This window comes from Mycobacterium decipiens, from assembly GCF_963853665.1.
In the GTDB taxonomy this organism is placed as follows: Bacteria; Actinomycetota; Actinomycetes; order Mycobacteriales; family Mycobacteriaceae; genus Mycobacterium; species Mycobacterium decipiens.
Map to the genome: position 1 here is coordinate 328,133 of NZ_OY970459.1, position 14,702 is coordinate 342,834.

At 65.6% G+C, this 14,702-nt stretch carries 9 protein-coding genes; 7 read left to right on the plus strand and 2 right to left on the minus strand.

All coding sequences use genetic code 11. The features are described from left to right. Nucleotides 1–59 precede the first annotated feature (59 nt). From AADZ55_RS01545 to AADZ55_RS01555, 3 genes are all read left to right on the plus strand, one after another. Complete coding sequence (locus AADZ55_RS01545) at nt 60–350, plus strand: metal-sensitive transcriptional regulator (RefSeq protein WP_085324037.1); 291 nt, start codon at nt 60–62, stop codon at nt 348–350. Nucleotides 351–483: 133 nt separating this feature from the next. Then, the gene (locus AADZ55_RS01550) at nt 484–1,725 is read left to right on the plus strand and encodes an MFS transporter (protein WP_085324036.1); all 1,242 of its coding nucleotides are present in this window, start codon (nt 484–486) and stop codon (nt 1,723–1,725) included. A 130-nt stretch (nt 1,726–1,855) separates the two neighbouring features. Beyond that, complete coding sequence (locus AADZ55_RS01555) at nt 1,856–2,899, plus strand: L,D-transpeptidase (RefSeq protein ID WP_085324035.1); 1,044 nt, start codon at nt 1,856–1,858, stop codon at nt 2,897–2,899. 16 nt (nt 2,900–2,915) lie between these two features. Here the strand turns inward: AADZ55_RS01555 and AADZ55_RS01560 are convergent, their stop codons facing one another. Beyond that, nucleotides 2,916–4,760: a hypothetical protein gene (locus AADZ55_RS01560; protein ID WP_085324179.1), complete on the minus strand. Its 1,845-nt coding sequence runs from the start codon at nt 4,758–4,760 to the stop codon at nt 2,916–2,918. A 327-nt stretch (nt 4,761–5,087) separates the two neighbouring features. On the opposite strand from AADZ55_RS01560, the gene AADZ55_RS01565 reads away from it, so the two are divergent. The 4 genes from AADZ55_RS01565 to AADZ55_RS01580 all read left to right on the plus strand — a co-directional run bounded on the left by AADZ55_RS01565 (nt 5,088) and on the right by AADZ55_RS01580 (nt 12,635). Further along, nucleotides 5,088–8,684 (plus strand): ABC transporter ATP-binding protein, encoded by a 3,597-nt coding sequence (locus tag AADZ55_RS01565; RefSeq protein WP_085324178.1) that lies wholly within the window; start codon nt 5,088–5,090, stop codon nt 8,682–8,684. A 345-nt stretch (nt 8,685–9,029) separates the two neighbouring features. After that, nucleotides 9,030–9,707, plus strand: coding sequence for a response regulator transcription factor (locus tag AADZ55_RS01570; protein WP_242670018.1), 678 nt, complete (start codon nt 9,030–9,032; stop codon nt 9,705–9,707). 100 nt (nt 9,708–9,807) lie between these two features. Then, the gene (locus AADZ55_RS01575) at nt 9,808–10,395 is read left to right on the plus strand and encodes a TetR/AcrR family transcriptional regulator (RefSeq protein WP_085324034.1); all 588 of its coding nucleotides are present in this window, start codon (nt 9,808–9,810) and stop codon (nt 10,393–10,395) included. Then, on the plus strand, nt 10,392–12,635 hold the full coding sequence (locus AADZ55_RS01580; RefSeq protein WP_085324033.1) for a molybdopterin oxidoreductase family protein: 2,244 nt from the start codon (nt 10,392–10,394) through the stop codon (nt 12,633–12,635). Before AADZ55_RS01575 ends, AADZ55_RS01580 begins: the two co-directional genes overlap by 4 nt. A 44-nt stretch (nt 12,636–12,679) precedes the next feature. On the opposite strand, the gene AADZ55_RS01585 is transcribed toward AADZ55_RS01580, so the two are convergent. Then, nucleotides 12,680–14,671 (minus strand): M13 family metallopeptidase, encoded by a 1,992-nt coding sequence (locus AADZ55_RS01585; RefSeq protein ID WP_085324032.1) that lies wholly within the window; start codon nt 14,669–14,671, stop codon nt 12,680–12,682. Between the last annotated feature and the right edge of the window lie 31 nt (nt 14,672–14,702).

The window sequence follows — 14,702 nt, forward strand, 5'->3', positions numbered from 1 at the left end:
GGGTATATGGTACTGTGGCGGTAAGTGTCCACGCTGGTGCTGGCAGGTTTGGAGAACGCATGACGACCGCACATGGCTACACGCAGCAGAAGGACAACTATGCCAAGCGGCTCCGCCGCGTCGAGGGGCAAGTGCGTGGCATCGCGCGCATGATCGAGGACGACAAGTACTGCATCGACGTCCTCACCCAGATCAGCGCCGTCAACAGCGCGTTGCGGTCGGTGGCGTTGAACCTGCTGGACGAGCACCTAAGCCATTGCGTCTCCCGTGCCGTGGCAGAGGGTGGCTCGGAGGCCGACGGCAAGCTTGCCGAGGCCTCCGCCGCTATCGCACGCCTGGTTCGTTCCTGATCGCATGGGCGTGTCGAAGGGCGCAGTTGCCTAACGGCTGTCTATGCAGTGCGTACGGTAGGGGCAGCGCAAATCGTGCCCCGAACTACGTACTGAATTGGCCAAGTGTTCGGCCGATTGCGCGCACCACGCCATGACTGCCGTAACCGAAATCACCGCCACTGCCACCCGGCCGTGGACGCCGCGGATCGCCGCGCAGTTGTCCGTGCTGGCCGCGGCGGCCTTCATCTATGTCACCGCCGAAATACTGCCGGTGGGCGCCCTGTCGTCGATCGCGCGGAATTTGCACGTCAGCGTGGTCCTGGTCGGGACCCTGCTGTCCTGGTATGCCCTCGTGGCCGCGTTGACAACCGTTCCACTGGTGCGTTGGACCGCGCACTGGCCGCGCCGGCGGGCACTGGTGGCCAGCCTGATCTGCTTGACCGTCTCGCAGCTCATTTCTGCGCTGGCGCCCAACTTCGCGGTGCTGGCCGCTGGGCGGGTGCTTTGCGCCGTCACGCACGGCCTGCTATGGGCGGTCATCGCCCCGATCGCCACCCGACTGGTGCCGCCCAGCCACGCCGGGCGCGCCACGATATCGATTTACATCGGAACCAGCCTGGCGCTGGTCGTCGGCAGCCCACTCACGGCTGCGATGAGCCTGATGTGGGGATGGCGGGTGGCGGCGGCAGGCATCACCGCCGCGGCGGCCGCGGTTACCCTGGCGGCCCGGCTGGCGCTGCCGGAGCTGGTGCTGCGCCCGGACCAGCTCGAGCGCGTCGGTTCGCGGGCGCGCCACCATCGCAATCCACGGCTGGTCAAGGTGAGCCTGCTGACGATGATCGCGGTAACCGGTCATTTCGTCTCCTACACCTACATCGTGGTGATCATCCGCGACGTCGTCGGCGTGCGCGGGCCGAATCTGGCCTGGCTGCTAGCCGCCTACGGGGTCGCCGGCCTGGTGTCCGTGTCCGTGGTGGCGCGGCCGCTGGACCGTTCCCCCAAGGGCGCCGCCATCGTTGGCATGGCCGGACTGACGGCGGCGCTCATCGCGCTGACCGCACTGGCATTTGGTGGATACCGCACCGCGGCGACGGCGCTGGTCGGGGCCGGTGCGATCGTGCTGTGGGGTGCCACGGCCACCGCCGTGTCGCCGATGCTGCAATCCGCGGCGATGCGCAGCGGCGCCGAGGACCCCGATGGGGCCTCAGGTTTATATGTGACGGCGTTCCAGATCGGCATCATGGCCGGCGCTCTGCTCGGTGGGCTGTTGTACGAGCGCAGCGTGGCCATGATGCTGACCGCATCGGCGGGTTTGATGGGTGTCGCGTTGTGGGGGATGGCGGTTGCCCGGCACATGTTCGAAAATCCGGCCCCAAGCTCCCGCGACTACTAACGCAGCAGGTCAGCGCCGCGAATTGGGCTGCCGATTGGGCGCGTGCGGGCCGTTTTGCGGCCGCTGAACAGGCAACCAGCCGGCGCTGCTATGCCACACTGGTGCAGAACGTGACCGGAGGGAAAGCAATATGCCGCGCTGGATAAGGGGCTGGACGCCGGGCTGGAGGAAGGGAAGCCTGTTTGCCGCTCTGAACGCAGCTGGAGTGGTCGCGGTGCTGATGTGGGGCGCTGGCCCCGCCGTGGCGGACCCGGGTGCGGCTCCCGGCGACCCCGGGGGCGTTGTGGCACCCGCCGGCCCGCCGGCACCGCCGCCGCCACCCGACCCGTTGGCGCCACCGCCGCCACCCGACCCGTGGGCACCACCCCCGTTCGTACCGTTCGTACCGGTCGTACCCGACCCGCTGGCGGTGGCGGTGGCGGCGGGCCCCGTTGCCGGACAGGATCCGACACCGTTTTTTGGCCCGCCGCCCTTCCGGCCGCCTACGTTCAATCCGGTCGACGGCGCGATGGTCGGTGTGGCCAAGCCGATCATCATCAACTTCCAGGTGCCCATCGCCGACCGGGGGATGGCCGAGAACGCCATCCACATTTCGTCGATCCCACCCGTGCCGGGCAAGTTCTACTGGATGAGCCCGACCCAGGTACGCTGGCGCCCGTTTGAGTTCTGGCCCGCCAACACGGTGGTGAACATCGATGCGGCCGGCGCCACGTCGAGCTTCCGGACCGGTGATTCGCTGGTGGCGACCGCCGACGACGCCACGCATCAGATGACGATCACCCGCAACGGGGTCGTGGAGAAGACCTTCCCGATGTCGATGGGGATGGCGGCCGGCGGCCACCAGACGCCGAATGGCACGTACTACGTTCTGGAGAAGTTCCCCACCGTGGTGATGGACTCCTCGACGTATGGGGTCCCGGTCAACTCGGCTCAGGGCTACAAGGTGACCGTCTCCGACGCCGTCCGGATCGACAACAGCGGCAACTTCGTGCACAGCGCGCCCTGGTCGGTGGCCGATCAGGGCAGGCGCAACGTCAGCCACGGCTGCATCAACCTCGGCCCGGCCAACGCGAAGTGGTTCTACGACAACTTCGGCAGCGGCGACCCCCTCGTCGTGAAGAACTCCGTCGGGACCTACAACAAGAACGACGGCGCCCAGGACTGGCAGATCTAGCGGCCTGCAGGCTGCGTCACTGCAAGGACGTCAGGGACAGCATGAGGTAGTGCCGCAGCAGCCGACGTGCGCAGTCGTGCACCACCGCGTTGCGCCGGCCGTCGAGGCTGTAGGCGGAGTCGACCGCCCAGAATGCGAACAGGCTGGTCGACAGGTAGGCGGGCATGTCCTCGCAGCGCAGCAACGCCTCGGCGACATCCTCGAGCAGGTGTTTCACCGACCGCGCGGCGGTGGCGTGGCTCATGCCGAGCAAGTCGTTGTGCCAGTCGACGGGCGGGGTCTGGTTTCCGTCCAGCGGCAGTGTCTCAAGCACCTGCGAGATCAGTGTGTGGATCTGTTGTGGGCCCAGGCAGTCGGCGGGGCGATGCTGGTCCATGTGGGCACGCCAGCCCAGTAGCCGCTCATACAGCCGATCCGCCGACATCTCACGAATCAGGTTGCGCGCCCACTTCCGTGGCTCCTCGCGGTTGTCCTGGTAGAGGATCAGATCCAGCGGGCCGTGCTTGTCGAACCGCATCAGTCGCCAGATCAGATCGAAGAACTCCTCCGGCGACAACACCTCGCCGTAGGGAATTGGCTGTTCGCGGTTGCGGATTTCGGCCACCTCGGGGGCCTCGGTGGCCGCCGAAATCCATTCCTCGAACCGCGTGCCGTCGATCTGCTTTGCTTGCAGGGGCAGCGGTACCCGACGCTGCGGGGATTCTTCCCACTTGACGAGTAGTTCGGCGATCTCGTCGGCCGCAGCGCACAGGCTGGCAATGAATCGTCGTTGGTAGGACTCATCGGGAGCACCGCTGGTCAGCAGCTCGCTCAGCGAGGCATCCGAGGTGTCCGTGATGTCGCTGACCAGCCGCCCCGGGTTGTCGGCGACGCGGTGGAAGGCCAGAATGACGCAGCTGCGCGCCTTTCCGAAGGCCGTCCGGAAGCGGTGATGCACCAGGGAGCCGGCGGCGAACACCGTGCTCAGCGGCCGCTCGGAATCGGTGACCTCGATCACGGTTGGTTTGTCCTGGCCGCCGAGCCGCAGCTGCGCGTCGAACACCTTCCGGATGCTGTCGGTGGTGGTGAAGATCGACGCATTTTCGCTCGACCACGGCACCCCGGCCTCGTTGACGAAACAGGTGCGGGCGAGCTTGTGTGTGCCCGGCAGAAAGGTGAAATTCTGTCCCGCCGGCCCCTGCGCAGTTCCGCGACGCCAGGTGACGAGGATCTTGTATTCGTCATTGAACGGGGTGTTGTCGATGTGCAGCATGTTGTCCTGGGCCAGGACCGATAGCGGTTCGGCGTCTTTGGCGCGTGCGTCGACCATTCTGATCGGCCCACCCACCGCGTAGGAGATCAACGTGATCATCAAGGGGTGTAACAGCGGGCGGTTGACCTCCGGATCGGTCAGCAGTCCGACGCTTCGCCGTAGGTCAACGAAGCGGTGGATGAAACTACCGCTGCCCTCCCGGGCCATGATTTCGTCGTAGCGTGCCACCAATTTCAGAAAGTCGGCCGACTCGACAATGTCGGCGAGAACGACCGCGCCCTGCTCGGCCATCTGATCGATGAGGTTTCGTAGGGCCGTCGTGGTGATGGCGGCGATTTGTGAACCGCGGGCCGCCAGGGCGTTGGTCAGCTCCTGCAGGAGTGTCCTCCGGTAGGACTCCTTGTCGTCCAGGTCGCGGAATCGTTTGTATGCCCAGGCGGCGGGCAGTTCGTCCGCTGCCACCAGTTCGGGACCGATGGGTGGTGCGAAATCCAGCGGCAGGATGTCATCGGCGGTGAACCTGGTCAGTTGGATTCCGTCGGAAATATCCGGTGGGGACTGAGTAGTAGCAGCCCGACCGGGTGAGCTTATGTTCCGGGAAATGTGAATCTCCTCCACGCTTTATGTGTATTACTTGAGAACTCGATTCCCTTAACCCGTCGAGCTTGATAAGAGAACCTACATCCGGAATGGGCGATATCGCTAGGAATGTTTGTTCCGGGCATTGCCCAAAGGGGAAGAGCCGATTTCCCTTTCGTCTATTGATTCGCGGCAACGCGCCGTATGATCCGCGCAGTGAACGAGAATGGATACCGCGCCCGAGTTGGTGCGATTGTTCCGGGTTCTGCCTGAAAGGGAAGGCGTGATTCCCTTTAGTTTTTGATGCCACCGGCATATACCGGGTGATCCGCACGGAAACGAGAAAGGATGCGGTGGATGCGGACGAGTTGGTGGTGGCGGTTGTCCGGATATGTCCTACGACATCGGGGTGATCTGCTGCTGGGATTCACCGCGGCGCTGGCCGGCACCGTCATCGCCGTCATGGTTCCGCTGGTATCCAAACGTGTCGTGGACGACGCGATCGCGGCGGACCATCGACCTCTGGCGCCGTGGGCGATGATCCTGGTGACCGCCGCCGGGGCGATCTACTTGCTGACCTTCGTACGCCGCTATTACGGCGGTCGGATCGCCCACCTGGTACAGCACGACCTGCGCATGGACGCTTTTCGGGCGCTGATGCGATGGGACGGCCGACAGCAGGACCGCTGGAGCAGCGGCCAGCTCATCGCCCGCACCACCAATGACCTGCAACTGGTGCAGGGTCTGCTGTTTGACCTGCCCAACGTGCTCAGGCATGTGCTGACGCTGCTGCTCTGTGTCGTGGTGATGACCTGGTTGTCGCCGCCGCTTGCTCTGCTTGCGGTGCTGCTGGTGCCCATCATCGGCCTAATCGCTCACCACAGCCGCCGGCTGCTGGCGGTAGCCACCGACTGTGCCCAGGAACGCAAAGCCGCGGTCACCGGAGTCGTCGATGCGGCAGTCTCCGGAATCCAGGTCGTCAAGGCTTTCGGGCAGGAGGAGCAGGAGACGGGCAAGCTCGTGACGGCCGGCCACGCGCTGTACGCGGCGCAGCTGCGGGTGGCCAGGCTCAACGCCCACTTCGGTCCGCTGCTACAGAGTCTGCCCGCGTTGGGCCAGATGGCGGTCTTCGCGCTAGGCGGATGGATGGCGGCCCAGGGCACCATCACGGTGGGCACCTTTGTTGCCTTCTGGGCGTGTCTGTCACTGCTGGCGCGGCCGGCCAGCGATCTGGCGGGGATGCTAACCGTTGCGCAGCAGGCGCGAGCCGGGGCGGTGCGGGTATTCGAACTTATCGACAGCCGGCCGACGCTGGCCGACGGCACCACGCCCCTGTCGTCGGAGGCTCCCGCCTCGCTGGAGTTCGAGCAGGTGTCCTTTGGATATGTGGCTGACCGCCCGGTGCTGCGCGACATTCGGCTGTCAGTCCGGGCCGGGGAGACCCTCGCCGTGGTCGGCGCGCCGGGTAGCGGCAAATCTACGTTGGCGTCGCTGGCGACGCGTTGCTACGACGTCACCGACGGCGCGGTGCGGATCGGTGGCCAGGACGTGCGCGAGCTGACACTCGACTCGCTGCGGTCGGCCATCGGCCTGGTGCCCGAGGAGGCCGTCCTGTTCTCGGGCACGATAGGTGCCAACATCGCCTACGGTCGGCCGGATGCGACACCGGAACAGATCGCCGCGGCCGCCCGCGCCGCGCACGTCGAGGAGTTCGTCAACTCTTTGCCGGATGGCTATGAGACGGCGGTTGGTGCGCGCGGATTGACGCTGTCCGGTGGGCAACGCCAACGCATCGCCCTGGCCCGTGTGTTACTCGACCGGCCGCCGATGTTGATCATGGACGACCCGACCTCTGCCGTGGATGCCGTCATCGAATCCGGAATTCAGGAGGTGCTGCGGGAGGTGATCGCGGATCGCACCGCGATCATCCTCACCCGCCGCCGATCCCTGCTCACACTGGCCGACCGGGTCGCGGTGCTGGATGCCGGGCGACTGCTCGATATCGGCACCCCCGACGAACTGTTGCAGCGCTGTCCTCGCTATCGGGAAATGCTTGCGCCCGCACCGGATCTCACCGCTGAGCTCGTTGTTGCGGACTGCGCGCCGGTATCAATCCCGGCAATCCGACCGGCGGCCGGGCCGGTCGGAAAGGTCGCACACGACACGAACGTCCACACCGCGCAGCCTCGCGAGCACCCGCTCGGCCCCGACCTGTTGCGCCGCCTGCTGCGCGACTTCCGCGGTCCGCTTGTGTTGAGCCTGCTGCTGGTGGCCGTGGAGACCTTCGCGGGTTTGCTGCCGCCCCTGCTCATCCGGCACGGTATCGACGTCGGGATTCGCCGGCAATTGCTCTCAGCGCTTTGGTGGGCAGCGCTGGCGGGCACCGGCACCGTGGTGGTCAGGTTGGTCGCGCAGTGGGGGAGTGCCATGGTCGCCGGATGCACCGGTGAGAAGGTGCAGTTTCGCTTGCGATCTCTTGTCTTCGCCCATACTCAGCGCCTTGGCCTGGATGCATTTGAAGACGACGGCGACGCCCAGATCGTTACCGCGGTCACCGCCGATGTCGAGGCCATCGTGGCGTTCTTGCGTACGGGTCTGGTCGTTGCCGTAATCAGTGTGGTGACGCTGGTGGGCATTTTGGTGGTGTTACTGGCCAGCCACGCCCGGCTGGTGCTGCTCGTCTTCACCACCGTGCCGTTGCTTGCCCTTGCTACCTGGCAATTCCGGCGAGCGTCGAACTGGGTCTACCGGCAGGCGCGGCACCGGCTGGGGACGGTGACCGCCACGTTGCGTGAGTACGCGGCGGGGTTGCGGATAGCGCAGTCATTCCGCGCCGAATACCGGGGAGTGCAAAGCTATTTCGCGCACAGCGACGACTATCGCCGAATCTGGGTGCGCGGGCAGTGGCTACTGGCCCTGTACTTCCCGTTCGTGGCCCTGCTGTGCAGCCTGGCCACGACGCTGGTTCTGCTCGACGGCGGACGCGAGGTGCAGGCGGGCGTGATCTCGGTCGGTGCGCTGGTCACCTACCTGCTCTATATCGAGTTGCTGTTCACGCCGATAGACAAACTGTCGCAAATGTTCGACGAGTATCAGCGTGCGGCGGTGGCGGCCGGACGGATCCGGTCGTTGCTGAGCACACCCACGGCGTCGTCGCCGCTGGCCCGGCCGGTGGGAAGGCTGCATGGTGAGGTGGTTTTCGAGGCCGTCCACTTCTCCTACCGGACGCGGGAAGTGCCGGCATTGGCCGGTATCGACCTGCGAATTCCGGCCGGGCAAACGGTGGTCTTCGTCGGCTCAACCGGGTCCGGGAAATCCACCCTGATCAAGCTGGTGGCGCGGTTCTACGATCCGACCTACGGGACGGTCCGGGTCGACGGATGCGACGTGCGGGAATTGGACGTCGACGGCTATCGCAACCGGCTCGGCATCGTGACGCAGGAACCGTATCTGTTCGCTGGGACGGTCCGCGATGCCATCGCATACGGACGGCCCGACGCCACCGATGCGCAAGTCGAACGTGCCGCGCGAGAGGTCGGCGCCCACCCGATGATCACGGCACTGGACGGCGGTTACGCGCACCGGGTCAGCGCGGGTGGGCGCAACCTATCCGCCGGCCAGCTGCAGTTGCTCGCGTTGGCCAGGGCGTGTCTGGTCGACCCCGACATCTTGCTACTGGACGAGGCCACCGTCGCCTTGGATCCCGCTACCGAGGCTTTGGTGCACCGGGCGACCCTCTCATTGGCGGCCCGCCGGACGACTTTGATCGTGGCCCACGAACTAACCACCGCCGCGCATGCCGACCGCATTGTCGTGCTCGAACACGGGAGCGTCGTCGAGGACGGCACCCACACCGAACTTCTCGCTGCCGGGCGGCACTATGCCCGGCTGTGGGAGGCCCACACGCGAGTGTCGCGGCCTGAAATCAAACTGCGCCAATGTATTGACGCATAGGCGGCATCGCAGTCCGCGGGGTAGATGTCAAACCCATCCGGCGCTGGATCCTCGCGCTTTGCGGTTGATCCCACCGACCGCAACCCGATACCCTGAAAACTATACCCACCAGCAACTAACTCCCTTTCGCCGTGGAGAAGTTCTCTGGGTCCGGTCGGTGCGGCCCGGATCGGGCCGGATATCCCAATGAGCCGTAGAACCCAAGGCACCACCTGAACAGTTCGCGCGGCCACGCACGCCTTCAGGAGGCAAACGTTGTCGAGCGAGTGCATCGGGCTGGGGGTGCCCACCAGGAACGCCACGGTGCAGACCGAGTTTGCGCAGGTGGTGCAGCGTAGCGAGGCGATTTCCCGCGAGGAATTCACCTTCTCTGGGGACCGGACGCGAACGGCACCGAGGAATGTCACCTCGGTCGCCGTAGTGGCGAGCGACCCGTTGACCCGTGAGGGCGCGTTGGCCCGACTCTCGTCCTGCCGGGAGCTAGACGTGCGCGCTTGGGAAGCCGGCTGCCAGGCCTCGGTTCTGCTCGTGTTGGCCACCACCATCACCGCACCGCTGCTGGCCCACATCGAGGACGTTTCGAAAGACGTCCCCGGCAACCCACCCAAACTGGTCGTCGTCGCCGACGAATTCTCCCCCGAGCAGGTCTTCCGGTTGATCGATCTGGAGCTGACCGGGCTGCTGTATCGCACCCGCAGCACATTCGAATGCATCGTGGAGACGATCGTCATGTCCGCGGAAGGGCGCCTGCGACTGCCCGAACGCGTCCAGCGTTACCTGGTCGGGCGGGTCAAGTCGATCGAGGCGTCCGATTCCGACGCTGCGGGCCGCGCCTGCCTCGCCGAGCGCGAGGTGGAGGTGCTGCGGCTGCTATCGGACGGCCTGAGCACACGCGAAGTGGCGATGAAACTGAGCTACTCCGAGCGCACGATCAAACACATCATTCACGACGTCGTGACGCGACTGAACCTCCGCAACCGCACGCATGCCGTCGCGCATGCCCTTCGCGCTGGCATCATCTAGTCGGCCAGTCCCCGGCGATCTTGGCGAACTTGCATTCGCTTACCCGCGCGGCATGATTATGTATAGCATCATATATATGGCATTGGGTTGAGGAGCGGCGATGCGAAGTCCACGCGAACGGATGGTGGTGTCGGCCGCGCTGTTGATCAGGGAGCGTGGCGCCCACGCCACCGCCATCTCGGACGTTCTGCAGCACAGCGGCGCACCGCGCGGGTCGGCCTATCACTACTTCCCGGGCGGTCGCACGCAGCTGCTGTGCGAGGCGGTCGACTACGCCGGCGAGCATGTCGCTGCCATCATCACCGAGGCCGAGGGGGGCCTCGAACTGCTCGACACGTTGCTCGACAAGTACCGCCAGCAGCTGCTCAGCACCGACTTTCGCGCCGGCTGCCCGATCGCCGCGGTGTCCGTCGAGGCGGGCGAGGCGACCGACCGTGACCGGATGGCCCCGGTGGTGGAACGTGCGGCAGCGGCGTTTGACCGCTGGTCGGACCTGATCGCGCAGCGCTTCATCGCCGACGGCATACCGGCGGAGGGCGCCCACGAACTGGCCGTGTTGGCGACGTCGGCCTTCGAGGGGGCAATCCTGCTGGCCCGGGTGCGGCGCGACTCGACGCCGCTTGATCTGGTTCACCGCCAGCTGCGCGGCCTGCTGCTGGCCGAACTCGCCGAAAGGAATCCGCGATGACCACCACCGACTGGCAGCCCACCGCGTGCATCCTCTGCGAATGCAACTGCGGCATCGTCGTGCAGGTACAAGATCGCCAACTGGCTCGCATCCGGGGCGACAAGACGCATCCGGCATCGCGGGGTTACACCTGCAACAAGGCGTTGCGGCTGGACCACTACCAGAACAGCCGCGGGCGGTTGACCTCTCCGCTGCGCCGTCGCCCCGATGGGACCTACGAGGAGATCGACTGGGATACCGCGATTGTCGAGATCGCCGAGGGATTCAAGCAGATCCGCGATGCCTACGGCGGAGACAAGATCTTCTACTATGGCGGCGGCGGGCAGGGCAATCACCTGGGCGGGACTTACAGCGGCGCATTCCTCAAGGCCCTCGGGTCGCGCTATCGGTCGAATGCGTTGGCGCAGGAGAAGACCGGCGAGGCCTGGATCGATGCGCAGCTGTACGGCGGCCACACGCGCGGTGAGTTTGAGCACGCCGATGTGTCGGTGTTTATCGGGAAGAACCCGTGGATGTCACAGAGTTTCCCCCGAGCTCGGGTGGTGCTCAACGAGATCGCTAAGGATCCGACCCGGTCGATGATCGTGATCGATCCGGTCGTCACCGACACCGCGAAGATGGCCGACTTCCATCTGCGGGTGCGACCCGGTACCGACGCCTGGTGCTTGGCGGCGTTGGCCGCGGTCCTTGTTCAGGAAAAGCTGTGCAATGAAACATTTCTCGCTGAGCACGTGCGCGGTGTCGAAACCGTGCGTGCCGCACTGAGCGAGGTTCCGGTCGCCGACTACGCGCAGCGGTGCGGGGTCGACGAGGAGTTGTTGCGGGCCGCGGCACGGCGCGTTGGCACCGCCGCCAGCGTGTCGGTGTTCGAAGACCTCGGCATTCAACAGGGCCCGAACAGCACGGTGTGCTCGTACCTGAACAAGATGCTGTGGATTCTCACCGGCAACTTTGCGAAAAAGGGTGGGCAGCATCTGCACTCGTCCTTGGCGCCGTTGTTCAGCCGGTTCTCCGGCCGCACGCCGGTCACCGGTGCGCCGATTATCGCCGGGCTGGTACCGGCCAACGCAGTGCCCGAGGAGATTCTGACCGATCATCCGGACCGGTTCCGGGCGATGATCGTCGAAAGCGGCAATCCCGCCCACTCGCTGGCCGATTCGACGGCTTGCCGGGAGGCGTTCCGGGCGCTGGAATTGATGGTGGTCGTCGACGTCGCGATGACCGAGACGGCCAGGCTCGCCCATTACGTGCTCCCTGCGGCATCACAATTCGAGAAGCCGGAAGCCACGTTTTTCAATTTCGAATTCCCGCACAACGGCTTTCAGTTGCGTCGGCCGCTACTCGACCCACTGCCGGGAACCCTGCCCGAGCCCGAGATCTGGGCTCGGTTGGTACGTGCGTTGGGCGTGATAGAAGACTCGGAGTTGCGCCCGCTTCATGAGGCCGCTCGGCAGGGCCGCCAAGCGTATACGGAAGCGTTCCTCGGGGCGGTGGCGACCAATTCGACTGTGGCGAAAATGATTCCCTTCGTGCTCTATGAAACGCTCGGGCCCACGCTGCCGGACGGGTTGGCCGGGGCGGCCGCGCTATGGGGGCTTGCCCAGAAGACGGCGCTGGCCCACCCTGATGCCGTCCGGCGGGCCGGTCACGCGGACGGCAACGCGTTGTTCGATGCGATCCTGGATAGTCCTTCCGGAGTCACGTTCACCGTGCACAACTACGAGGACGACTTCGCGCTGATCAGTCACGCGGATCACAAGATCGCCCTGGAGATACCGGAAATGCTGGCAGAGATAAGGTCGTTGACCCGGACGCCGCCGCGATTGACCACTCCGGAGTTGCCGATCGTGTTGTCGGTGGGCGAGCGCCGCGCGTACACGGCCAACGACATCCTGCGTGACCCGTCCTGGCGCAAGCGCGACGCCGAGGGGGCGCTGCGGGTTAGTGTCGAAGATGCCCAGGCCCTCGGTCTTGACGACGGATGTCGGGCCCGGATCACCACCGCCGCCGGCAGCGCCGAGGCGACCGTCGAAATCACCGAGACGATGCTGCCCGGACATGCCTCGCTGCCCAACGGCTTTGGGCTCGACTACATCGACGACGACGGACGCACCGTCGTTCCGGGTGTCGCACCCAACTCGCTCACCTCGACGGGGTGGCGCGATCCGTACGCGGGCACGCCCTGGCACAAGCACGTGCCCGCCGACATCCGGCGAGCAGACGCAGAATCGCCCATTTAGGTTCTAAATGGGGCGATTCTGCGTCTGCTCGCGGTAAGGGAGCCCTAGTTCCAGATGCGAACGCGGCTTTTGGGGTCCAGGAACAGCGCGTCGTTCTCGGTGACATCGAAGGCTTCGTAAAAGGCGTCGAGGTTGCGGATGACGCCGTTGCACCGAAATTCCGGCGGAGAATGCGGATCCACGGCGAGACGCCGGATCGCCTCGGCGGCACGTGATTTGGTCCGCCACACCTGTGCCCAGCCGAAGAACACGCGCTGAACGCCGGTCAGGCCGTCGACAACCGGCGCGGGCCGGTCGTTCAGGGACAGCTGGTAGGCCAGCAGTGCGATCGACAGCCCGCCCAGGTCGCCGATGTTCTCGCCGACGGTGAATGCGCCGTTCACGCGGTTGTTGCCGTCGAGGCAGCGGGGCGTGTAGGAGTCGTACTGTTCGATGAGCGCTTTGGTGCGCGCGCCGAATTGGCTGCGGTCGTCGTCGCTCCACCAGTCGACCAGGTTGCCGTCGCCGTCGTACTTGGCGCCCTGGTCGTCGAAGCCGTGCCCGATCTCGTGGCCGATCACCGCGCCGATCCCGCCGTAGTTGGCGGCGTCGTCGGCCGCGGCGTTGAAGAAGGGCGGCTGCAAAATCGCTGCGGGGAAGACGATTTCGTTCATCCCCGGGTTGTAATAGGCGTTAACGGTTTGTGGTGTCATGAACCACTCATCGCGGTCGACCGGGCCGCCGAGTTTGGCCAGCTCGCGATCGTGGTTGACCGCATAGCCGCGTTGGTAGTTGCCGTAGAGGTCGTCGCGGTCAACGACCAGCTTCGAGTAGTCCCGCCACTTGATCGGATAGCCGACCTTGGCGGTGAACTTGTCCAGCTTCGCTAGCGCGCGGTCGCGGGTCTGCGGCGTCATCCAATCCAGCTCGCTGATGCTGATCCGGTATGCTTCTCGCACGTTGTCCACCAGGGCGTCGATGCGGGCCTTGGCGTCCGGCGGGAAATGTCGTTGCACATAGAGCCTTCCGACGGCATCGCCCATCAGATTCTCTACCAGCGACACCCCCCGCTTCCAACGGTCCCGGATCTGCTCGGCCCCGGTCAGCGTGCGGCCATAGAAGTCGAAGTCCTCGGCGACCAGGTCGCGGGTCAGCCAGGCCGCGCGGGCGTGGATCAAACGCCAACGCGCCCAGCACTTCCAGTCCTCGAGGTCAATGCTGCACCACATCGCGGCGAAAGCGGCGAGGTAATCGGGTTGGCGCACAACCAGTTCGGCTACGACGTCCGGTGTGCTGCCCAACGCTCTCACCCAACCGGCCCAGTCGAAACCCACCCCTTCGGTCTGCAGGTCCGCAAAGGTGCGCAAGTTGTAGGTGAGTTCGGCATCGCGACGCTTGACCACGTCCCAATGCGCGGCGGCGAGTTTGGTTTCCAGTGCGACGATGCGGGCAGCTGTTTGCGCGTGATCTTCGCTGTTGCCGCCGTACACCAGGCCGAACATCCGGGCGATGTGCCCCGGGTAGGCCGCCAGCACGGCGGCGTGCTGCTCGTCGCGGAAGTAGGACTCGTCGGGCAACCCGATGCCGGATTGGGTGAAGTGCACCAGGTAGCGGGTCGAGTCTTTGGCATCGGTGTCGATATAGACCCCGACGCCGCCGCCCATTCCGGTGCGTTGCAGGGTACCCAGGACAACGGCCAAAACATGGCGATCAGTGGCGCCGTCGATCGTGGCCAGTTCGTCGAGCAACGGTTGTGCGCCCCTGCGCTCGACGGCTTCCTCGTCGAGAAAGCTGGCGTAGAGGTCGCCGATGCGTTGTGCATCAGCATCGGCGGTTGTCGCGGCGGAGCCGACCCGGCTGGCCTCGGTGATCAGGTCCCGCACCTGCGCCTCGGCCCGGTCGAACAGGCTACGGAACGCGCCGTCGGTCGCTCGGTCCGCAGGTATGTCGTGCTCGGCCAGCCAGCGGCCGTTCACGTGACCGAATAGGTCGTCCTGGGGGCGGGCATCGGCGTCGACGTAGCTCAGGTCGATCCCCGAGCGGATGGCTAGTGTCACCCCGCCATCCTTCCACCTGTTTGCGGGTGCG